Source organism: Sphingomonas bisphenolicum, from assembly GCF_024349785.1.
GTDB classification, from domain to species: Bacteria; Pseudomonadota; Alphaproteobacteria; order Sphingomonadales; family Sphingomonadaceae; genus Sphingobium; species Sphingobium bisphenolicum.
In genome coordinates this window covers 190,574-211,616 of record NZ_AP018817.1, presented here as the reverse complement: position 1 = coordinate 211,616, position 21,043 = coordinate 190,574, and the positions used below count along the sequence as shown (strand labels likewise).

Sequence of the window (21,043 nt, the reverse complement as noted above, 5' to 3'; positions counted from 1 at the left end):
CTTCGCTTCAGTCTTGTGGGCGTTCCACCTCCACCGGTGGATGCGCGTCCAGGGGCATGGCGCGCCGACCCCAGCGGGCATAGAGCGTCGGCAGAACGAACAGGGTCAGCAAGGTGGCCGAGATGAGGCCGCCGATGACGACGGTGGCGAGGGGCTTTTGCACTTCCGCCCCCGCGCCGCTGCCCAGGGCCATGGGCACGAACCCGAGGCTGGCGACGAGGGCGGTCATCACCACCGGCCGGAGCCGCTGGATGGCGCCGATGCGGGCCGCTTCCGCCCGCGCCATGCCCTGTCGCATCAGCGCATGGATGGACGACACCATCACGAGGCCGTTCAGGACCGCGATGCCCGACAGGGCGATGAACCCCACCGCCGCCGAGATCGAGAAATCCATGCCGCGCAGGAACAGCGCCAGCACGCCGCCCACCAGGGCCAGCGGCACGCCGGTGAAAACGATCGCCGCGTCCCTTGCCGACCCAAGGGCGCCGTAGAGGAGAAGGAGGATGAGGATGAAGCAGGCGGGGATAACCAGTTGCAGGCGTTCGCGCGCGGACGCCAGATTTTCGAACTGGCCACCCCATTCCAGATAGGCGCCCGCGGGCAGGCGAACCTGCTCCGCGATGGCGGCCTGGGCGTCTCCGACCACGCCGGCGATGTCGCGGCCACGCACATTGGCCTGCACCACGACGCGGCGCTTGCCATTTTCGCGGCTGATCTGGTTGGGACCGTCCACGATCCGGATGTCCGCGACGCTGGCCAGGGGGACGAACTGCCCATCGGGCGTCGGCAACTGTAGCTGCCGCAAGCCATGGAAGTCGGCGCGTTGCGCTTCCGACAGGCGGATCACGATCGGGAAGCGGCGATCGCCCTCGAAGATCATCCCCGCTTCCCGGCCGCCCAGGGTGGCTGACACCATGGCGTGTACATCCTGCGCCGTTACGCCCAGACGCGCCATCGCGTCGCGATTGACCCGGATGTCGAGCATCGGCAGGCCCGTGGTCTGCTCGACCTTGACGTCCGCGGCGCCCTGCGTCCGGCGCAGGACCCCGGCGATCTTCTCGGCCGTGGCGTTCATGGTGTTGAAATCGTCGCCGAACACCTTGATCGCGACATCGCCGCGAACGCCGGCGATCAGCTCGTTGAACCGCATCTGGATCGGCTGGGTGATTTCATAGGCATTGCCGGGGAACCGGCCGAGCGCCTTTTCCAGCCGGTCGACTAGCTGGGCCTTGGTGAGGCCCTGATCCGGCCATTCGCTGCGCGGCTTGAGGATCACGAACATGTCGGTGGCGTTGGGCGGCATCGGGTCGGACGCCAGTTCCGCGGTGCCGGTCTTGGAGAAGACGAACTTCACCTCCGGCTGCTTCGCCATCATCTTTTCTATGGGCGCCTGCATCGCCTGGCTCTGCTGCACCGAGGTCGCGGGAATGCGCAGCGCCTGGATCAGCAGGTCGCCTTCGTCGAGTTGCGGCAGGAACAGCTGGCCCAGCGACAGGAAGGCGGCGATTGCCAGCAGGAAGCCACCGACACCCACCCCAATGGTGAGCGTCGGCCGACCCATGGCCTTGTCCAGCCCCGGCGCATAGCGCCGGCGCAGCCAGCCCATGATGCGGCCTTCCTTCTCGTCGATGCGATTGGACAGCCAGATGGCGATCGCCGCGGGCACGGCGGTCAGGGACAGGACGAACGCGAAGGCGAGCGCGATGATGACGGTCAGCGCCATCGGCACGAACGTCTTGCCTTCGACCCCGGTGAGGGTGAGCAGCGGGACATAGACGAGGATGATGATCGCCTGGCCATAGACCGAGGGACGGATCATCTCGCGCGCGGCCGCCGCCACGGTGGCAAGGCGTTCATCGACCGAAAGAAGGCGGCCTTCGCGATGCTGCCTGTCGGCCATGCGCCGCAGCGCATTTTCCACGATGATGACCGCGCCGTCCACGATCAGGCCGAAATCCAGTGCGCCCAGGCTCATCAGGTTGGCCGACACGCCGAAGCGGAACATGCCGAAGCCCGTCAGCAACATGGTAACGGGGATCACCGCCGCTGCGATCAGGGCGGCGCGGAAGTTGCCGAGCAGGGCGAAGAGGACGATGATGACGAGCAGCGCGCCTTCGCCGAGATTCCTCGCGACCGTTTTGATGGTCGAATTGACCAGCGCAGTCCGATCAAGCACCGGCTGCACGATGACGTCCGGCGGCAGCGAGGCATTGATCGCCTTCAGCCTGTCCGCAACGGCGATGGCGACGTCGCGGCTGTTCTCGCCGATCCGCATGATGGCGGTGCCGACGACGACTTCGGTGCCATTTTCGGATGCCGAACCCATGCGGATGGCCTGACCGGTCTTGACCGTCGCCACCTGGCCCAGCGTGACGGGCACGCCCGCCCGTGTGGCGACGACGATGCGCGAGAGTTCGGTGGCGTTGCGGATCAGGGCATCGGAGCGGACCGCCAGTCCTTCGCCATTGCGATCGACGAAGCCGCCGCCCACGCTGCTGTTGTTGCTTTCCAGCGCGGTGCCGAGATCGGTCAGGCTGAGGCCGAGCGCGGCCAGCCGCTGGACGTCGGGAACGACCTGAAACTGCTTCACATAGCCGCCGATGGAATCGATGCCGGCCAGCCCCTTGCCGTTTTTCAGCAGCGGGCTGACGATCCAGTCCTGTGTCGTGCGCAGATAGGTCGCCTTGTCGACATCGTTCGTCAGCCGCTCGCCCTCGGGTGTGATGTAGCTGCCGTCCGGCTGCATGCCAGGCTCGCCGGGTAAATGCGTGTCGTCCTTGCGATGTTCGAGCCGGACGGTCCACATATAGACTTCGCCCAGACCCGTGGCGATCGGCCCCATTTCCGGGTTCACGCCTTCGGGCAGATTGTCCGCGATCCCGCTCATGCGTTCATCGACTTGCTGGCGGGCGAAATAGATGTCGGTGGATTCGTCGAAGATGGCGGTGATCTGCGCGAAGCCGTTGCGGCTGAACGATCGGGTATTTTCCAGGCCGGGAATGCCTGCCAGCGCGGTCTCGATCGGAAAGGCGACCTGTTTTTCGACCAGTTCGGGCGACAGCGCCGGCGCGCGCACGTTGATCTGGACCTGGTTGTTGGTGATGTCCGGCACGGCGTCGATGGGGAGGCGGTACAGGGCGACGCCGCCGATGACGGCGGCGATGGCGGTCAGCAGCAGGACGAGCCAGCGCTTGTGGACCGCCCAGTTGACGATGGGAGCGATCATGGCTCAATGATCCTCATGGGTGGCTTCGCCCTTGCCGAGTTCGGCCTTGAGCGTGAAGCTGTTGGTGGTGGCGATCCGTTCGGTCCCCTTGAGGCCGGCGCGCACGATCACGCTGCTGCCGCTATTGTCGCCGAGTGTGACCGGGACAGCCTGGAAACCGCTGTCGGTCCGCACGAACACGACCGACTTGTTCTCGACGGTCTGGACGGCGGTGGTGGGTATGCGGATCGCGCCGTCCCCGCCGCTGTCGGCGAGGTCGACCGATGCCGTCACCGGCTCTCCGACACGCCATCGGCCCGCGCGATTGTCCAGCATCGCGATGACCGGCACCATGCGGGTCTGCGCGTCCAGCACGGGCGAAACGAAGCTGATCCGGGCGGCCGCTTCACGGTCCGCAGCCTTGACGATCACCCGGTTGCCGGGCTTGACCCGGCCCGCATCAGCAGGCTGGAGATGAAGTGCAATCGAGACGCTGGACAGATTGGCGATCCGATAGAGTTCCGTGTCGGCCGCTACCGTCTGGCCCAGAACGACGCTGCGCGAGATCACCTGACCCGAGACGGGCGCGGCGATGCCGAGCCGGTTGAGGCCGCCACCGCCGCCGCCCGCCGCGGACACCTGGCTCTGGGCTTGCCGATAGGCGATGCCCGCCTCGATCGCGGCGGTGCGGGCGGCGATCAGATCCTGTTCGGGCGACACGCGCTGGGCGAACAGGCGCTGTTCGCGGGCCAGGTTGGAATTGGCCAGCGCCAGCCTGGCGCGGGTCGCCTCCATGTCGCCCTTGAGCACGGCGGCTTCGCGGCTTTCGATGATGGCGATGGTTTGGCCGCGAACGACCGACTGCCCCAGATTGCGGGTCAGCGATACGACCCGCCCGCCGATTGCCGCGGCGACGACCTGCGTGCCTTGCGGGTCGCCTTCGACGGTGGCCGGCAGTTCCAGCGTAGCCGAACCGCCGGTCACAGGCCGTCCCAGCTGGATGCCGGCAGACGTGATCTGATCGTCCGACAGGATAATCCTGCCTTCTTCTTCGGTGTGGGTGGTTTCGCCGCCGGCCTCATGTTCCATGGGCGAAGCGGCATTGCCTGCTTCGTTTCCGGCGCTGCCGCCGCAGCCTGCGAGCAGGACGGCAAGGGTGATGGGAAGAAGAAATGCTTTTGCGTGTGTGATGGTCATGGATCAGTTTCCCTTTACGGGCGCGGGAGCGATCAATCGCTCCAACCGGGCCCTGGCGTTCTGGTAGGATGCGAGCGCGTCGATCGCGGCGAGACGGGTCTGCGCAAGGGTCCGTTCGGCGTCGAGAAGGTCGATCTGGCCGAATTTCCCCTCGCGATAGCCGATACGCGCGATGCGGGCTGCCTCCTGTGCGGCGGCGAGGGCCGAACCGTTGGCATTGCGCGCGGCGGTCGCTGCATTGTCGGCTTCGGCCAGCGCATCCGTGATCGCCTGTTCGACATCGAGCGCGGTCATGCGCCGTTGCGCTTCCGCCTGGATGCGCTGCGCGCTGGCCTGCGCGACGGCCGCCTGACCCGCGTCGAACAGCGGTATCGGGATGGAGAGGGACAGGACGGCAGCGGTGTCGTTGGTGGCGGAGAGGCGCCGGACCGCCGGGCCGATCGTGACATCGGGTATGCGCTGCGACCGGGCGAGCCGCACGCCGGCATCGGCCATGGCAAGATCGGCATCGGCCGCCGCCAGCGCCAGGGTGCCGGCGCTGGTCGCCATCGTCGGCCCGAAGGATGCGGGTGGCAGATGATCGAGCGCCGCCCCGTCCAGCGCGCCCGCAACCGGCTGCCCGATGCGGCGCTCCAGATTGGCGCGGATGGCATTGGCCAGGCGCTGCGTCTTTTGCACCTCGGCCTCGGCGTTGAGCTTGGCGACGTCGGCCCTCTGTTCCTCGAGCGGGGAGGCGCGGCCTGCCTGTACGCGGATGCGGGCGGCGTTCAGGGCGTCATGGGCGATCCGAAGCTGGTCGCGCGCCGTCGCCATCCGGCGCTCCGCGGCGATGGCATCGATATAGAGAGCCGTGACCTGAAGCCGGATGTCGGCTTGCGTGATAGCCGCCACGAGGACTGCGCGATGAGACTGGGCGTCCGCGACCGCCATCCTGGCGGACCGCTTGCCGCCCAGTTCGATAGGAATGTTAAGGCCCACGGTCGTTTCGGCCTGACGGACGCCGCCATAGGGACCCGACCCGACCACATTTTCGACCTGCGACTGCAGTTCCGGGTTCGGGCGCAGGCCGGCGACGGTGCGTGCCGCTTGCGCGGCGTCCATGCCGGCCTGCGCCGCGTCGGCGGCCGGGGCGCTGCCGCCGGCGATGGCGACGGCCTGGTCGAGGGTGAGGGCTGGGCCGACGGGCTGCCCCGTCGCAATATTATCCTGCGCCTGCGCAACGGCGACGCAAGAGGTGGCGGCCAGAACGGCCGCGATGATCCTGTGCATATAGGAAATCCCGATTGATACGCATCAAGCCGTACATCCGCCGGAGGCGGGCACAGCGATTTGATCGTCAATCAGGCGATGGGGGGACGCAGATCGGGGCCGGGTGCCCAGCGGCCAAAGGCCCTGGAGGTGGCGGCAGTCTTGGGCGCCGCCTGGATATCGAAGAAAATGGGCGCGATCGTCCGGGGCAGCAGCGACGCGGCACTATGGCATCCGCCATGATGATGCGGGACCGCCTTGTCGGCGTCGCCCGGCGACGGATTGGAATCGCCGTCGTCATGGACGTAACCGGAGCATTCGATGGCGGAGGCGGAGATGGTTTCATTGGCATGGACCACCGACGCCGCCATGAGCGATGCGACGATCATCCACAAAAGAAGGAAACCCCGACGAACCATGGCGTGCGCAATAACGGACTTTCCCCGATCCGTCATCGTCAAATCGCCGTAGAGGCCCGATCGGCATGGCTCCGGGGCGGGGCGTGACGGGCAGGCGGCGGCCACGCGACCAGCGCAGCCGGGCCGGCGCGATACATTCGCGCCTTATGGCATCATTGCGGAGCGGCTATCGCGATCACGCCCACGCCGCGCTCGATCGTGATCTGGGTGCCGAAAGGCTGCGACAGCCGTTGCAGCCTTTCGAGGATGCGCGCGCCGGTCGCGCTGTCCGCCATGTGGGGTACGCCGCGACCGGCGCCGGTCGCGCTCACGCCCAGATCCACCGGATAGAGGTTGATCCGGCTCAACCGGCCATCGCGATACTGGCTGACCGCGATCACCGTTTCATAGAGCTTGGGATCGGAAAATTCCTTGGCGTTGCGGGCTGCAAGCAGTTCGGGCGTGGTGACGCTGCCGGGTTCGACGCCGAACTGGTCGTACATGTCGGCCGGTACGTCATCGAGGCTGTTGTTCATCATCGCAAAATTGCCGAGCGAATAGAAGATCGGCTTGCCCTTGTAGATTTCGATCCCGCGCAACTGGTGCGGGCCATGGCCGACATAGACGTCGGCGCCCGCGTCGATCACCTGATGCGCCAGGCCCTGCGCGAAATTCGCCGGGGTCTGGAAGGCGTTGCCCGGCTCATGATTGTGGAGCGAGAAGACGGTGAAATTGCCATTCTGCCTGGCCTGGCGCACGGCGAGCAGATTGGCCTTCACATCCTTTGCGTTGAGATCATATTCGATGGTCATGGGGGTGGCGGGATGGGCGGTGGCGCGAAACTCCCGCCCCTTCATCTTGACCGCCGCGCCCGGCTTCGTTCTCGCCAGCCGCGCGATGGTCGCAAGGTCCACGTCCGACACCAGGCCGATTTCCGTGCTGCGGATGGTGTTGGCGCCGGGGCGGCCGGGCACCTGGCCCAGCGGATCGGCGGCGGGGGTCATGGGGGTGAAGCTGGTCGTCGCCGAAATGAGGCCGACGCGGCCGTGCGGTCCGTCATAATAGGATGGCGCGCGGGCGGCGGTCATCGAGCGGCCGGTCCCGGCATGGACGAGATGGGCCTGGTCCAGCAGGTCGAGCGTGTCGAGCATCCCCTCCACGCCCCAGTCGGTGGCGTGGTTGTTGGCGTGGCCGACAATGTCGACGCCCATCTTGGCGACGTCGCCGGGCACGGCCGGGTCTGCCAGCATCCAGGTGCCGCCGGACTCGGCCTGCGGCGACCCCCTGAAGGTCTTGAGGTCGAGCGCGGTCGTCTCGAAATTGCCGAAGGTCACGTCCGCGCCGCGCAGGATGCGCAGCATGTCGGGCGCCTGCCTTTCCAACGTCGCCAGCATCGGGCGGAGGTAGATGAGGTCGCCGATCGCGGCGAAGCTGAAGTCGCCGGCGATCGGCGTGCTGGGAACGGTGGTGGGTTGCAGCGTGCCGCCGCTTTCCTCTTCCTCGGCATGGAGGGGGAAGGCCGCGGTCATCATCATCGCGGCGCTGGCCAGCGTCAGGGTGCGCAGCGCCTTGCGGCGAAAGATCGTGGACAGCATCGGATATTCCCCTTGGGCCGGGATCGGCTTTGGCGCGGGGATAGCGGCTGCTGCTGACATGAACCTGTCACACGGGCGGCGGCGGGCGTCGTCCGGGCGTCAGTCGGGTACGGATTGGAAGCTGACGATGGCGCACAAGCCCCGGCCCGTTCGGCCGTCCTCCAGCGTGATGGTGGCGCCCATCCGTTCCGCAATGGCGCGCGCGATCGGCAGGCCCAGGCCCGTGCCGGCCGGCGCATTATGGCGCGGGACGCGGTAGAAGCGATCCCAGACCTTGTCGCGATCGGCCGCCGAGATGCCGGGGCCGTCATCGTCGATCGCGACGGTCACGGCGTCATCGCGGCGGCCGACATGGACGGACACCGTGCCGCCTGGCCGGTTGTAGCGGATGGCGTTGTCGAGCAGGTTGCCGATCAGTTCGGCCGCGAGCGTGGACTGGCCCATGGCCATGAGCCTGCCGGGGTCGTCCTTTTCATAGCCGATGTCGATATCGGCGGGCGCCTGCGCCGCGCGTTCACCCGTCACCGTTGCGGCGACCTCCGACAGATCGAAGGGCTGCAATTGCGTGCCGGCCTGATCTTCGCTGCGGGCAAGCGCGATCAACTGGCGCAGCAGTTGTTCCAGCGAATCGATGGCGTGCGGAATGTCCTGCAGCGCCGCCTTTCCTTGCGGGGAAGTGGGGCCGTAGCGGTCGAGCACGTCGAGCTGCACGCGGGCGACTGCCAGCGGCGTGCGCATCTGGTGCGATGCGTTGGAGGTGAATTGGCGCAAGGATTCCGTCGCGCGCTCCAGCCGTGCCATCAGGCCATTGAAGGCGGCGACGAAGGGTTGCATTTCGATCGGTCCGGTTTCGGGCGTTTCCAGGCGAAAGGTGGGCGACGCGTCGCGTCGCGCCCGATCCACCTGCCGCGTCAGGTCCGACATCGGCCGCAGGCCCCATTCGATCGCCCACCAGAAGAGCAGGCCGGTAATCGCCAACGCCGCCAGCCCCGCCAGCACCACCTGTTGCAGGAAGGTGCGTTCATAAGCGGCGCGATCGTCCATATAGTCGGCGACCTGGATGACGACCAAGGCCTTGGCGCCATCCACGCGCCGGATTTCGGTCGCGATCCTGGCGGGCTTGCCGTGGAGCGCGCCGCTGCGCAGATAGGCGGCCTGCGTGACCTGCTGCGCGTCGGCCGGGTCCAGATAGCCGCGCACCATCGGCGTTTCGCGATAGGCGTTGACGAATGTCGCGGGCCGGTGTCGATCGATGACGCCGTCCCATGTTTCGCGATAATCGACCGGCGGCCGCAGCGCAGGGTCGCCGGCCACGAGCGTCTTTCCCCGATAGACGCTGTAGAGCACCACCGGGCGCGCCCGTCGCCGCAGCAGATGGATCACCAGCGGCACCAGCCGCTCCCGATCGGCGGCCGGGCTGTTATAGGCCAGGCTCAAGGTCCGCACCGACCCGATCAGCACGCGATCGACCGTGGTCGCCTCCGTATCATGGGTGACCAGCGCGGTGATGATGCAGAAGAGCAGCACCAGCGCTGCCAGCGGCATGAGCACCGCCCCGGTCAGGCGCAGGCGCAGCGAATGGGGAGACTGGCGCATCGGGAATCGGGCCGTCAGGCGGCTTCGATCATATAGCCAAGGCCGCGAATCGTGCGAATGGCCGGACCTGAGGGTTGCAGCTTCCGGCGCAGGCGGCCGACATAGACTTCCAGCGCATTGGGCGTGACGGCGTCGTCGAAGTTGAAGATTTCGGCCGACAGCCTTTCCTTGGCCACCACCTTGCCGGGGCGACCCATCAGCGTTTCCAGCACCGCCAGTTCGCGGCGACGCAGGTCCAGCACATGGTCGTCCAGATAGACGGTCCGGCTCGACCGGTCGAAGGCCAGCGCGCCGATGCGCAGCACCGGATCGGGCGTGCCCTGGCTGCGCCGGACCAGCGCGCGGATGCGCGATTCCAGTTCGCGTGGGTCGAACGGCTTGGCCATATAGTCGTCGGCGCCCCGGTCCAGCCCGTTGATCCGGTCGTCGACCATGTCGCGCGCGGTCAGGATCAGCACCGGCGTCGTCGCGCCGCGCGCACGCAAACGGCTCAGCACGTCCAGCCCGTCCATGTCGGGCAGGCCCAGGTCGAGGACGATCGCGCAATAGGGTTCCTGACCGACAAGGCGCAACGCATCTTCGCCATTGGTCAATATATCGACGGCGAAACCTGCCGCTTCCAGCGACGCGACCATGCCGCGCGCCAACCGTTCGTCATCTTCCACCAGCAACAACCGCATAGCTTACTCCGGCACGCGGCACCCTCTCGAAGGCAATCGGCTCAAAGGCAACAGGATTGCGCGACGCATGGCGCATCCCGACGCAAAAGGGAAGGGCGGGAGTCGATCGCTTGCCATTGATTGCGTGTGATCGGCGCCTTTCCCGCATGTGTCAGGTTCATGACAGCGACTCCGGCTAGAGGCTGATGCGACCCGCGCCATCGGTTGCGGAACGACAAGATGAGCCCCCGCCCACGCAAGGCGGGCGCATGGGGAATCCGACATGACGATCAAGCTGCCTTCGCTTGCGGGGGCGTTCCTGTCCTTCTGCTTTGCCGGCACGGCCGCCGCCGCGGCGCCAGCACCCCTGCCCGCGCCTTTGCCCGCTCAGGCTGACCCGGCCAGCCTTGCGCGGATAGATGCGCTGTTCGCACGCTGGGCCAAGCCCGCTGCGCCCGGCTGTGCGGTCGCCGTTTCGCGCGACGGTCAGCCGATCGCGATCCGCGCCTATGGCATGGCCAGCCTGGAGCTGGGCGTGCCGAACGGCGTCGACAGCATTTTCGAGGCCGGCTCCGACTCCAAGCAGTTCACAGCCGCCGCGACGCTGATGCTGGCGCGCGAAGGCAAGCTGTCGCTGGACGACGATATCCGCAAGTTCGTACCCGAAACGCCCGATTACGGCGCGCCGGTGACGATCCGCCACCTGCTGCACCATGTCAGCGGTCTGCGCGACTGGGGATCGGTCGCCGCGATCGAAGGCTGGCCGCGCAACAGCCGCACCGCCGACAATCAGGACATGCTGGCGATCGTCGCGCGGCAGAAGGAACTGAATTTCGCGCCGGGCAGCCATTATCTCTACAGCAACAGCAATTATAATCTGCTCGCGATCATCGTCGCGCGGGTCAGCGGCCAGTCGCTGGCGGATTTCACCCAGGATCGCATCTTCAGGCCGCTGGGCATGACCCATACGCGCTGGCGCGACGACCATGCCGATGTCGTCGTCGGGCGGACCGGCGCCTATGAATTTGAGGATGGCGCCTATCGCAACGACCAGGTGATCGAGGACGCCTACGGCAATGGCGGCCTGCTGACGACGGTGGGCGACCTGGTGAAGTGGCAGGCGGCGCTCGACGCCGATCGTTTCGGCGCCGGTTTCACCGCGCAGATGCAGACGCCGACCAAGCTGAACGACGGCACGCCGATCGCCTATGCGCTGGCGCTGGTGAACCTGGACCATCATGGCGTGCAGGAAGTCAGCCATAGCGGTTCGACCGGCGGCTATCGCGCCTGGATGGCCCGCTATCCCAGGCAGAAGCTGGCCGTGTCGCTGCTGTGCAATACGGGCGATGCCGACACGCCGACGCTGGGCCGCGATGTCGCCGACATCTTCCTGCCGCCCTACAAAGCCAAGCCCTATACGCCCAAGGGCGCCGTGCCTTCGGGCGTCTATGCCGACGGCATGACCGGATTTCCCGTCCGCTTCGATGCCGACGAGCAGGGGCGGTTGCGCGCCGATGGCAAGCTGCTGACCCCGGTCGGCCCCGGCCGCTGGGCGCAGCGCGAGGATGTCTTTGCCTTCAGCAAGACCGGACTGGTGCGGGAAAATCGGGAGGGCGAGAACATCCCCTATCGCAAGATGGACGCCGTCACCGCCTTCGATCCCAAGCCCTATGTCGGTCGTTTCTGCGGCGTCGACACCTTCGCCTGCCTCAGCTTCCGGCAGAATGGCGATATGCTGATCTATAGCGGTCCGCGCTGGTTCAACCAGCCGCTCGCGCCCGCCTATGCCGACGTCTTCACCGGCGAGGCGATGCCGCAATCCTCGCGCATCACCGTCAAGTTCGAACGCGACGCAACCGGCGCCGTCACCACGCTGCGCTTCGGGGAAGGCCGCGCCTACGACGTCGCCTTCCGCCGCGTCGCCGACTGATTTCACAAACATCACAAAAGAGCCGCTCGGGTCGCGGCCACCACCAAAGCAAGAGCATAAGGGGACTATCACATGCCTATCGTTGAACACGGATTTCGCCGACTGCTGATGGCCGGCACCGCCAGCGCCTCGCTGGTCCTGTCGCTCGCTTCCGCGCCTATGGCCATGGCGCAGAACAGCGCGCCTGCCGTCGATGAAGCTGCCGAAGAAGCGGCTCCGGCGATCGTCGTCACCGGATCGCGCATCGACCGCAAGGGCTTCGAAGCGCCCACGCCGACCACCGTCATCGGCGAAACCGAACTGCGCCAGGGCGCCCGCCCCAGCATCGCGCAGGTTCTGAACGATCTGCCACAGTTCCGCGCGACCCAGTCGCCGGCCAGCACCGTCGCCAACACCAACTCTTCCTCGTCGGCGATGGACCTTCGCGGCCTGGGCGTCACGCGCACGCTGACCCTGCTCAACAACCGCCGGTTCACCGGATCGTCCGACCTTAACACCGTGCCGCAGGGCCTGGTGAAGCGGGTCGAAGTCGTCACCGGCGGCGCGAGCGCGGCCTGGGGTTCGGGCGCCATCGGCGGCGTCGTGAACATCATCCTGGACGACGATCTGGAAGGCCTGACCCTGGGTGCGCAGAACGGCATCTCGTCGCGCGGCGACGGCTATCGCTACAGTTTGGACGCCACCTTCGGCACCAAGTTCGCCGACGGTCGCGGCCACTTCATGATCGGCGGCGAATATCAGAAGGATGACGGCATCCTCGACCGCAATTCGCGCAAGAATGTCGGCAGTTCCAACCTGTTCTCGCCCACCAGCGGCGACCACGACTATATCTTGGTGCGCGACGTCAACGCGTCAAACACCAGCCTGGGCGGCCTGATCAACGCAGGTTCGCTCAAGGGCCAGACCTTCAACACGGACGGCACGCTGCGCGCCTTCCAATATGGCAGCCAGATCAGCGGCACGACCATGGTTGGCGGCGAAGGCGTCGCCACCAATGACGAATATTCGCTGACCAACCCCTATCAGCGCGTCAACAGCTATGCCCGCGCCAGCTTCGAGGTGGGCGACGCCACTTTCTGGGCGGACGGCAGCTATAGCCGCATCTGGGCCAAATATCCCTTCTATGCGGAAAGCGGCACCTACACGCTGTCGGCGACCAACCCCTATCTGTCGCAGGCCATCCAGAGCCAGTTGGCCGCCGCCAAAGAAACCACCGTCAAGGTCGGCCGCGTGTTCGAGGATTATGGCTACCGCACCTTCGGCTATTATCGCCAGAATATCGAAGGCGCGATCGGCGTCGACGGCAGCTTCGCGGACGGCCAGTGGCGCTATTCGGCTTATTACAGCCATGGCGAAAACCGTAACATGCAGAGCTATGACAACCAGATCAACGGATCGAAGCTGACCAACGCGCTCGATGCGGTGACGGATGCGAACGGCAATATCGTCTGTCGGGTCACCCTGACCAACGCCAATTCGGGCTGCTCGCCGCTCAACATCCTGGGCACCGGCACCGCCAGCCAGCCCGCGATCGACTATGTGTTCGGCGATGTCGCCCGCGTCGTCTACACGACCAAGCTAGACACCACCGGCGCCAGCCTGCGTGGCGATCCCTTCTCGACCTGGGCCGGCCCGGTTTCGGTCGCCTTTGGCGCAGAAGCGCGCTGGGAGGAGCAGGTCACCAACAGCCTCGACGCCGTTTCGGCCGCCAAGGGCTTCAGCCGTTTCAACTTCTCGCCGCTCGACGGCGGCTTCAACGTGCAGGAAGCCTTCGGCGAAGTGGCGGTCCCGCTGCTCGACCAGCCGTTCAGCAAGCTGGATATCAACGGCGCCGCCCGGTACAGCCACTATAGCACCAGCGGCGGCATCTGGTCGTGGAAGCTGGGCCTGACCGACCGCATCTTCGACACGTTGCTGATCCGCGCATCGCGCTCGCGCGACATCCGCTCGGGCAGCCTGGCCGAATTGTTCACCACCAGCACGACCAGCTTCACCACGGTCGCGGAAAATGGCAGCACTTATTCGATCACGCGCTATGGCGGCGGCAACGCGAACCTGAAGCCGGAAATCGGTAGCACGCTGACGCTGGGAGCGGTGTTCACCCCGACCTTCCTGCCCGGCTTCAACTTGTCGGTCGATTATTATGACATCAAGTTGAAGGACGCGATCACGTCGCTGGGCGCGCAGGACGTGGTCAGCGGTTGCGCCAGCGGCAATAGCGACCTGTGCAGCCAGATCGTCCGCGACGGCGCGGGTGCGCCCACGACCATCTACACCACCTATATCAACCTGGCCCAGTACAAGACCAGCGGCGTGGATGTCGAGGCGACCTACACCCTGCCGCTCAGCAAGGTCAGCAGCGGCATGAACGGCACGATGCGCATCCGCGGCCTTGCGACTTATGTCGACAAGGTGCTGATCAACGACGGCACGACCACGGTCGATCGCGCCGGCGACGTGGGCGACAATGTCAGCTTCGGCACGCCGCACTGGCGCGCCACCGGATCGCTCAACTACACCAACCAGGATGTGTCGATCGACGCCCGCGTCCGTTATGTCGGCGGCGGCAAGTTCAACCATGCGCTGGACATCGCCAACAACGACATCGCGGCGCGCGTCTATGTCGACCTGGGCGGCCAGGTGAATATCGACAAGTTCACCCTGTTCGCCAACGTCAACAACCTGTTCGATCGCGATCCGCCGCTGACCACCTACGGCGCGATTCACTATGACACGATCGGTCGCTATATGACGATCGGGGCGAAGGTTCGTCTCTGATCCAGGCGGGACGATGGCGGCGCCGGGTCGGCGCCGTCAGGAACGACTAAGGGGAATATAATGAAGCGGTTGGCGATGAAGGCGATGCTGGCGGGCGCTGCCCTGTCGCTGTCCGTGGGCGGTTTGGCGCAGTCCAGCGCCCCACTGCATTCCCCCGCCGACGCGCGGATATTGGCGACGATCAAGGCGCGTCCGGCGGTGAAGGCCGCGCTCGCCGCGCTGGAAAGCGAACATGACCAGTGGGTCGACACGATCGTCGCGCTCACCCAGATTCCTGCGCCCCCGTTCAAGGAGGGCGCCCGCGCCAAGGCCTATGCCGAACGGTTCAGGGCCGCCGGTCTGGCCGATGTGGAGATTGACGAGGTCGGCAATGTGCTGGGCCTGCGGCGCGGCACCGGCAAGCCGGGCGGCAAGCTGGTCGTCGTGTCTGCCCATCTGGACACCGTCTTCCCGGAGGGCACCGACGTCACCGTCCGGCGTGAGGGCAACATGCTGCACGCGCCGGGCGTGGGCGACGACGTGGCCGGCCTCGCCACGCAACTCAGCCTGATCAAGGCGCTGGCAGCCGGCAAGATCGCGACCCCGATGGACATTTTGTTCGTGGGCGATGTCGGCGAGGAAGGGCTGGGCGACCTGCGCGGGATCAAGCATCTGTTCCGCGAGGGGAAATATAAGGATCGCATCGCCGCTTTCTTTTCGATCGACGACGGGTCGGTCGACGGGCTGACCAATGGTGGCGTCGGCTCCAAACGCTATCGGCTGACCTTCAAGGGGCCGGGCGGCCACAGCTTCGGCGCTTTCGGGCTGGTCAATCCGCTGACGGCCATGAGCCAGGCGATCGTCAATATTTACGGCATCGCCGTTCCCGCATCGCCCAAGACGACCTACAGCGCCAGCGTCGTCGGCGGCGGATCGTCGGTCAATGCGATCCCGAGCGAGGCGTGGCTGCAACTGGACATGCGGTCCGAAAGCGCGGCAGAGCTGGCCAAGCTGGAGCGGGCCGTACTGGCGCAGGTCGACGCCGCAGTGGCGTCCGAGAACAAGGCGCGATCGACCAGGGACGGCGCCGTCAGCGTGGACAAGATGCTGATCGGCGATCGCCCGGCGGGCATGACCGGTGCCGACACGGCGCTGGTCCGGCAAACCGCCGCGGCCTATGCGACCGAAGGCGTTGCGGCACGGCTCAGTTTCAGTTCGACCGACGCGAACGTGCCGATGAATCTGGGCATCCCCGCCATCACCATTTCGCGGGCGGCGACGGGCGGGCGCGGCCATTCCCTGGACGAATGGATCGATATCAGCCCGCGCGAATCCTTGAAGGTGAAGCGGATGGACTTGCTGGCCATCCTTGCCGCGGCGGGCTTGCGCTAGAGCATCGTGCGGAAAAGTGGGAACCGGTTTTCCGCTAAAAACGATGCGAAAACATAAAACTAGAGCGTGCGACTTGCGTCCGATCAAACGCAGCCCGCTCTAGGCGATCCAGATGGCGGCACCGATGCGCTTGCGTCGATCCAGGCCGGGGCGAGAGCGGCTGCATGACCGGCTTGCGCTTTTCGGACGCTCCGTGCGTCCGCTGTTCTCGATCCGGCGTCCGTAGATGCGGGCCTGCCCCCTTATCACTGGCGCATGGCGCGCATGGCGGGAATGCCATGCCGACAGATGTTGCCTCCGCCGATCAGGTGACGCGCCAGACCCATAGCTGGATCGAGTCGAGATAGCGTGCCCCCGAGCAGAGGAAGATGCTGCTGTTGAGCCATTCATAAGGGCCGTCGGGCGCGATGAATTCCGGAATGGTGCGAAAATAATAGCTCGTCGGATCGACAGGCTCTCCGCTCGCCAGCCGCGCCATGACATCGGCAGGCCCATGCCGCAGACCCTTGTTGCGGATCTGGATGATCGCGCCGTCGTCCGTTTGGATCGCATAGGTCGCGTCCGCGACCGTGACGCCGTCCGGACGCAGGAGCTGCCAGTCGCTGCCGCCGCCAAGGATATGGCCGCGGATGCGTGACCCCTCGACCCTGCCGGAGAGGATCGGTATGATCCGCCGCATACCATCGGGCGTCTGTCCGATCTGTATCGGATCGGCCAGTTTCGCATGTGCGGCATAGAGGAATTCCAGGCCCGGCCGCACGGCGTCCATGGGGGCGATATCTTCAGGCGACATAGTCATCGCTCCTTTTCAGACGATCCCGGTGCAACATTGCGGCTGCACGCAGGGGAAGCATGTGTGGGCAAGGCGTTGGCAGGACATCACATTCTGCTGCGCATCGAGCAGGAATACCATATCTGGGCGCGCCGGAAGGTCGGCGAACATGTGCCGGGTCAGGCGCTCATAATGGCTGACGAAGCGGGCCACGGCAGCGTCGTCCATGATCCCCGGCGCATCCGGCGCGATCGCGCGAAGCTTATGTTCCTGGAGCAGCCGGTTGTTCAGGACATGGTCGAACGAGGGCGGCTGCAACATCACCAGATGATCGATAAGGGAAAACCATTGGGCATAGGATGTTTCAAGGGCATGGTTGACGTGGTCCCGCCAGATGCCGTCGGGGTCGTCCTGCGCCTCCAGCGCGTTGAGCGGCTGGATCAGGCTTGTGGCATCCTCCGGTCGCGCGCCCACGCACCAGCCTTCGAACAGCAGGATATCGACCTTGCCGGAATGACGCGTCCAGCCGGTCCGCGGCAATCGATCGTCCAGCGCCTTGCTGAAACGGGGGATCAGGACCTCCCGCCCGGCCGCCATATCCTCCAGCAGCGATATCCCGGCATCGACATCGTGCGTCCCCGGCACCCCGCGCGTCCGAAAGAGGGGATGGATGTCCTGCGCCATCTGCTCCCGCGCCTGCAACGGCAGGTAAAGATCATCAAGCGCGACGACCGTAGCCGACAGCCCATATTCGGGCAGCAACGACGCCTGAAGGAAGCGGCAGACCGTGGATTTCCCGCTGCCCTGCGCCCCGTTCATACCGATGACCAGGGTGCGTCCGGCCGACCCATGCCATTGCGCGATTTGTCTTGCGAGGGGCCGCCACCAGCGATCGACAATCGCGGCATAGGATGGGGGCAACCGCTCGGCCGCGATAAGATCGTCGATGGCCGTCCCCACTACAGACTATCTCGGGGCACCCGCCCCTCCCTCCAGTCGTCGAGGTTGGCAAGGGCGCGCAGGCCCATCGCCTCCCGCGTCTCCCGCGTCGCGCTGCCCAGGTGGGGGAGGAGAACCGTGTTCGGCGCATCGCGCAGGCGTTGCGAGACATGGGGTTCGCCGGCGAAGACATCCAGACCCGCGCCACCGATCCGCCCGGTTTCCAGCGCGTCGATCAACGCGCTTTCGTCGACGACGTCGCCCCGCGCGGTGTTGATCAATATGGCATGAGGCGCCATGCGCGCGAATATGCCCGCATCGATGATGTTGCGGGTTTCCGCGCCGCCCGGAATATGCAGCGATACGACGTCGCTGTGCGCGACCATGTCGGTCAGCGCAGGGACGTAGCGGGCGTCCAGGCGCCGCTCATCGTCCTGTGCGCCGGGTCGTCGCGAGAAATAGACGATGTTCATGCCAAAGCCGAAACGCGCGCGCTCCGCCATCGCCTGCGCGATCCGGCCAAAGCCCACCAGCCCCAGCGTCTTGCCGCGCAAACTGGTGCCGAGCAGATGGGTCGGCCGCCAGCCGGTCCATTGCCCGGCCCGCAATTCCCGTTCGCCTTCGCCTGCGCGGCGCGCCGTCATCAGCATCAGGGTGATGGCGATGTCCGCAGTCGCGTCCGTCAGCACGCCAGGCGTATTGGTCGCGATAAGTTCCGCCGTCCGCACCGCGGGAAGATCGATATGATCGACGCCGGCGCCGTAATTGGCGATGATCTGCACCCGGCGCCCCGCAACCCCCAATATGCTGGCATCCAGCCGGTCGGTGATGGTGGGGCAGAGCGCATCAAAGTCGCGCATCGCGGCCGCCAATTGCGCACTCGTCAGCGCAATGTCGTCATCGTTGAATGTCGCGTCATATCGTTCCGCGATCAGCGCCTGGACCCGGTCGGGCCATTTGCGCGTCACCAATATCCGGGGCTTGTCGGGCATCGTGACGGATCAGTTCTTTGGCGCCGACGCGGAAAAATAGGCCGTGAACGGATCGTCGGCATGTTCGGGCGGCTCGCCTTCGCGCACGGTCGTCCGGCGCATGTCGCGCCGCTCCTTGTAGATGTCGAAATCGCCGCCCCGATGCATGGTCGCCAGATTGTCCCAGATGACGATATCGCCCGGTTCGTAGGATACGCCGAAAACATATTGCGGCTGAGTCGCGAATGCGATCAGATATTGGATAAGTGCACGGCCTTCCGCACGCGGCAGGCCCATGACATCCATCGCATGGCTGCCGATATAGATGGCGGTGCGTCCGGTCGCTTCCTGATGCATGACCATCGGCTGGCGCGCCTTGGGACGGCCGTCAATCTCCTCCTCCGTGATCGGAAAACCGGCGAGCAGGCGCGAATACCAGAGCGAATGTTCGGCCTGCAGGGTATCGACCTTCTCCCGGATATCGGCCGGCAGGTCTTCATAGGCCGAGCGCATGTCCGCGAAATAGGTGAGGCCGCCTTCCTTGGGCACTTCATAGGCGAGCAACAGCGAATAGGCCGAGCGCAGGTCCATGAAGGAGGAGTCGGTATGCCAGAGCCGGTCGCCCTTTTTGTGCAGCACCATATTTTCATCGACCAGTATCTCGCCCGTCGGAGTCAGGTTGCTGGCGTCGAATATCTCGGGCGTGTTCGGGTGGCGGCGGGGCCGGTTCTTCACCGCGGGCGCGGTTTCCAGATGGCCGAAATGGCGACTGAAGGCGATGTGGGCGGCGTTGTCAAAGCCGGTTCCGCGAATGACGCACACGCCCCATTGGTTCATCGCGTCCTTAATGGCGGTGAAATCGGCGTCGCTCAGCGGCTTGCCGACGTCGATGCCCGAAAGCTCGGCGCCGAAGCGCGGGGTGATGGGGGTCGCAGTTAAAGCCATGATGATATTTCCTGTTAGGGCTTCGTCGCCGCGGCTTGCGCCGGAAGGACGATGTTTTCGGTGGGAAGGGGATTGCGGGCGGCCCGGCGCTTGCCGACACGGGCGAGCAGGACGAGCGAAATGGCAGAGAGCAGCGGCGTGGCCGCCAGCAGGACGAACAGCAGGCGCGGCGGCATGTTCATCGCCAGCAGATAGCCGCCCAGCAGCGGCGCGAAGATTGAGCCGATCTTCGCGACCGACGTCGCCCATCCCGCGCCATTGGCGCGGATCGCGCTGGGGTAGAAAATCCCCGCGATGGAATGCATGCCGAAATGCGTGCCGCTGATCATCGCCATGCTGAGCAGGGAGAAAGCGGCCAGCCCCTGTAGCGAGACGGGCGCCAGGCCCATGACCAGAAGCAGCGGCGCCGCCAGCATCGGATAGAAGGCGATGGCGATCGGACCCAGCCGGTCGGTGAAGCGCATGAGCGCCAGCCCCGCGAGCGAACCGCCGATCGAGCTGACCGACATGATCATGGCCGCCTGGGTCCGGGTGAAGCCGACATCTTCGAAGATGATCGGTCCCCAATTCGACTTGAAATAGACTGCCATCGAACTGCCGATATAGGCGAACCAGAGCAGGGTGGTGATCGGGCGCAGGTCGCCTTTGAACAGGGTCGCGATGCGGAAGGTCTGCCCGGTCGAGGCCGTCGCTTCGTCGGTCACCACGAAATGATCCTGCGGCCTGGCGCCAAGCCCCGGCGCCAGCGCGTTCAGCGCTCTGGCGATTTTTTCGGGCGATCGCGCCTTCACCGCCAGGTAGCGGGCGGATTCCGGCAGCAGGGCGAAGAGAAGCGGGACGAGCAGCAGTGTCGCCACGCCCGACACCATGAATACCGATTGCCAGCCATAATGGGGGGCGAGCCAGACCGTCATCGGTCCGGCGACCACGCCGCCCAGCGTATAGCCCATCATGATGACGGTCACGACCGTCGCCCGATAGCGGCTGGGCACAAATTCGATGTTGAGCGCCCAGGCGAGCGGCATCAGCCCGCCCAGAGCCACGCCGTTTAGGAAGCGGAGAAGCAACAGCGTCTGCATATTCGGCGCGAGCGCCATGGCGATGCTGGTGGCCCCGAACGCCGCGACCGATGCGATGATGACCGGGCGCCGCCCATAAAGATCGCCCAGCCAGCCGAACGCGATCCCGCCCAGCATCGCACCGAACACGCCCGTGGCGAAGAGTTCGCCCAGCGAAATCACGTCCGCCCCGAACCCGTCGCGCAGATAGGGCGCGACGAAGGAGATGACGAGCATGTCGAAGCCGTCGAGAAAGGTGACCGCCCAGGATATCGCGACGAGACGGATGACGAACGCATTGATCCCCTGGCGCTCGATCACATCCGTCACCTCGATGACGACGGGGGGTGACGGATCGGTTGCGGTCATGCTCATCTCGGC

The 21,043-nt window shown here is 65.8% G+C and carries 15 protein-coding genes; 3 read left to right on the top strand and 12 right to left on the bottom strand.

Going from position 1 to position 21,043, the window contains the following annotated elements; all coding sequences use genetic code 11:
• Positions 1-7: 7 nt before the first annotated feature.
• The 7 genes from SBA_RS01040 to SBA_RS01010 all read right to left on the bottom strand — a co-directional run bounded on the left by SBA_RS01040 (position 8) and on the right by SBA_RS01010 (position 9,919).
• A complete protein-coding gene (locus tag SBA_RS01040; RefSeq protein ID WP_261935591.1) occupies positions 8-3,226 on the bottom strand; it encodes an efflux RND transporter permease subunit in 3,219 nt (1,072 codons plus the stop codon).
• A 3-nt stretch (positions 3,227-3,229) separates the two neighbouring features.
• A complete protein-coding gene (locus SBA_RS01035; RefSeq protein WP_261935590.1) occupies positions 3,230-4,402 on the bottom strand; it encodes an efflux RND transporter periplasmic adaptor subunit in 1,173 nt (390 codons plus the stop codon).
• Positions 4,403-4,405: 3 nt separating this feature from the next.
• Positions 4,406-5,671, bottom strand: coding sequence for a TolC family protein (locus SBA_RS01030; RefSeq protein WP_261935589.1), 1,266 nt, complete (start codon positions 5,669-5,671; stop codon positions 4,406-4,408).
• A gap of 71 nt (positions 5,672-5,742) precedes the next feature.
• Positions 5,743-6,069, bottom strand: coding sequence for a hypothetical protein (locus SBA_RS01025; protein ID WP_224547984.1), 327 nt, complete (start codon positions 6,067-6,069; stop codon positions 5,743-5,745).
• A 152-nt stretch (positions 6,070-6,221) separates the two neighbouring features.
• Positions 6,222-7,643, bottom strand: a complete 1,422-nt coding sequence (locus tag SBA_RS01020; protein ID WP_261935588.1) for a CapA family protein — start codon at positions 7,641-7,643, stop codon at positions 6,222-6,224.
• A gap of 99 nt (positions 7,644-7,742) precedes the next feature.
• Positions 7,743-9,239, bottom strand: coding sequence for a sensor histidine kinase (locus SBA_RS01015; RefSeq protein WP_261935587.1), 1,497 nt, complete (start codon positions 9,237-9,239; stop codon positions 7,743-7,745).
• Between the two features lie 14 nt (positions 9,240-9,253).
• Positions 9,254-9,919, bottom strand: coding sequence for a response regulator (locus SBA_RS01010; protein WP_224547987.1), 666 nt, complete (start codon positions 9,917-9,919; stop codon positions 9,254-9,256).
• 262 nt (positions 9,920-10,181) lie between these two features.
• Between SBA_RS01010 and SBA_RS01005 the strand changes: the two genes are divergently transcribed.
• The 3 genes from SBA_RS01005 to SBA_RS00995 all read left to right on the top strand — a co-directional run bounded on the left by SBA_RS01005 (position 10,182) and on the right by SBA_RS00995 (position 15,977).
• Complete coding sequence (locus SBA_RS01005; RefSeq protein WP_261935586.1) at positions 10,182-11,828, top strand: serine hydrolase domain-containing protein; 1,647 nt, start codon at positions 10,182-10,184, stop codon at positions 11,826-11,828.
• Positions 11,829-11,900: 72 nt separating this feature from the next.
• The gene (locus tag SBA_RS01000; protein ID WP_261935585.1) at positions 11,901-14,606 is read left to right on the top strand and encodes a TonB-dependent receptor domain-containing protein; all 2,706 of its coding nucleotides are present in this window, start codon (positions 11,901-11,903) and stop codon (positions 14,604-14,606) included.
• A 60-nt stretch (positions 14,607-14,666) separates the two neighbouring features.
• Positions 14,667-15,977, top strand: a complete 1,311-nt coding sequence (locus SBA_RS00995; RefSeq protein WP_261935584.1) for a M20/M25/M40 family metallo-hydrolase — start codon at positions 14,667-14,669, stop codon at positions 15,975-15,977.
• Between the two features lie 304 nt (positions 15,978-16,281).
• Here the strand turns inward: SBA_RS00995 and SBA_RS00990 are convergent, their stop codons facing one another.
• The 5 genes from SBA_RS00990 to SBA_RS00970 are packed head-to-tail and all read right to left on the bottom strand — an operon-like array spanning position 16,282 to position 21,037.
• The gene (locus tag SBA_RS00990) at positions 16,282-16,770 is read right to left on the bottom strand and encodes a DUF3237 domain-containing protein (protein ID WP_261935583.1); all 489 of its coding nucleotides are present in this window, start codon (positions 16,768-16,770) and stop codon (positions 16,282-16,284) included.
• Between the two features lie 15 nt (positions 16,771-16,785).
• The gene (locus tag SBA_RS00985) at positions 16,786-17,709 is read right to left on the bottom strand and encodes a kinase (RefSeq protein ID WP_261935582.1); all 924 of its coding nucleotides are present in this window, start codon (positions 17,707-17,709) and stop codon (positions 16,786-16,788) included.
• Complete coding sequence (locus SBA_RS00980) at positions 17,709-18,680, bottom strand: 2-hydroxyacid dehydrogenase (protein ID WP_261935581.1); 972 nt, start codon at positions 18,678-18,680, stop codon at positions 17,709-17,711. The genes SBA_RS00985 and SBA_RS00980 overlap by 1 nt, the downstream gene beginning before the upstream one ends.
• Before the next feature lie 9 nt (positions 18,681-18,689).
• Positions 18,690-19,604, bottom strand: coding sequence for a TauD/TfdA dioxygenase family protein (locus SBA_RS00975; protein ID WP_261935580.1), 915 nt, complete (start codon positions 19,602-19,604; stop codon positions 18,690-18,692).
• 14 nt (positions 19,605-19,618) lie between these two features.
• Complete coding sequence (locus SBA_RS00970) at positions 19,619-21,037, bottom strand: MFS transporter (protein ID WP_261935579.1); 1,419 nt, start codon at positions 21,035-21,037, stop codon at positions 19,619-19,621.
• Positions 21,038-21,043 lie beyond the last annotated feature (6 nt).

Coding starts and splice junctions, on each gene's coding strand:
- SBA_RS01040 (WP_261935591.1), bottom strand. CDS start 3,226: ATGATCGCTCCCATCGTCAACTGGGCGGTCCACAAGCGCTGGCTCGTC.
- SBA_RS01035 (WP_261935590.1), bottom strand. CDS start 4,402: ATGACCATCACACACGCAAAAGCATTTCTTCTTCCCATCACCCTTGCC.
- SBA_RS01030 (WP_261935589.1), bottom strand. CDS start 5,671: ATGCACAGGATCATCGCGGCCGTTCTGGCCGCCACCTCTTGCGTCGCC.
- SBA_RS01025 (WP_224547984.1), bottom strand. CDS start 6,069: ATGGTTCGTCGGGGTTTCCTTCTTTTGTGGATGATCGTCGCATCGCTC.
- SBA_RS01020 (WP_261935588.1), bottom strand. CDS start 7,643: ATGCTGTCCACGATCTTTCGCCGCAAGGCGCTGCGCACCCTGACGCTG.
- SBA_RS01015 (WP_261935587.1), bottom strand. CDS start 9,239: ATGCGCCAGTCTCCCCATTCGCTGCGCCTGCGCCTGACCGGGGCGGTG.
- SBA_RS01010 (WP_224547987.1), bottom strand. CDS start 9,919: ATGCGGTTGTTGCTGGTGGAAGATGACGAACGGTTGGCGCGCGGCATG.
- SBA_RS01005 (WP_261935586.1), top strand. CDS start 10,182: ATGACGATCAAGCTGCCTTCGCTTGCGGGGGCGTTCCTGTCCTTCTGC.
- SBA_RS01000 (WP_261935585.1), top strand. CDS start 11,901: ATGCCTATCGTTGAACACGGATTTCGCCGACTGCTGATGGCCGGCACC.
- SBA_RS00995 (WP_261935584.1), top strand. CDS start 14,667: ATGAAGCGGTTGGCGATGAAGGCGATGCTGGCGGGCGCTGCCCTGTCG.
- SBA_RS00990 (WP_261935583.1), bottom strand. CDS start 16,770: ATGTCGCCTGAAGATATCGCCCCCATGGACGCCGTGCGGCCGGGCCTG.
- SBA_RS00980 (WP_261935581.1), bottom strand. CDS start 18,680: ATGCCCGACAAGCCCCGGATATTGGTGACGCGCAAATGGCCCGACCGG.
- SBA_RS00975 (WP_261935580.1), bottom strand. CDS start 19,604: ATGGCTTTAACTGCGACCCCCATCACCCCGCGCTTCGGCGCCGAGCTT.
- SBA_RS00970 (WP_261935579.1), bottom strand. CDS start 21,037: ATGAGCATGACCGCAACCGATCCGTCACCCCCCGTCGTCATCGAGGTG.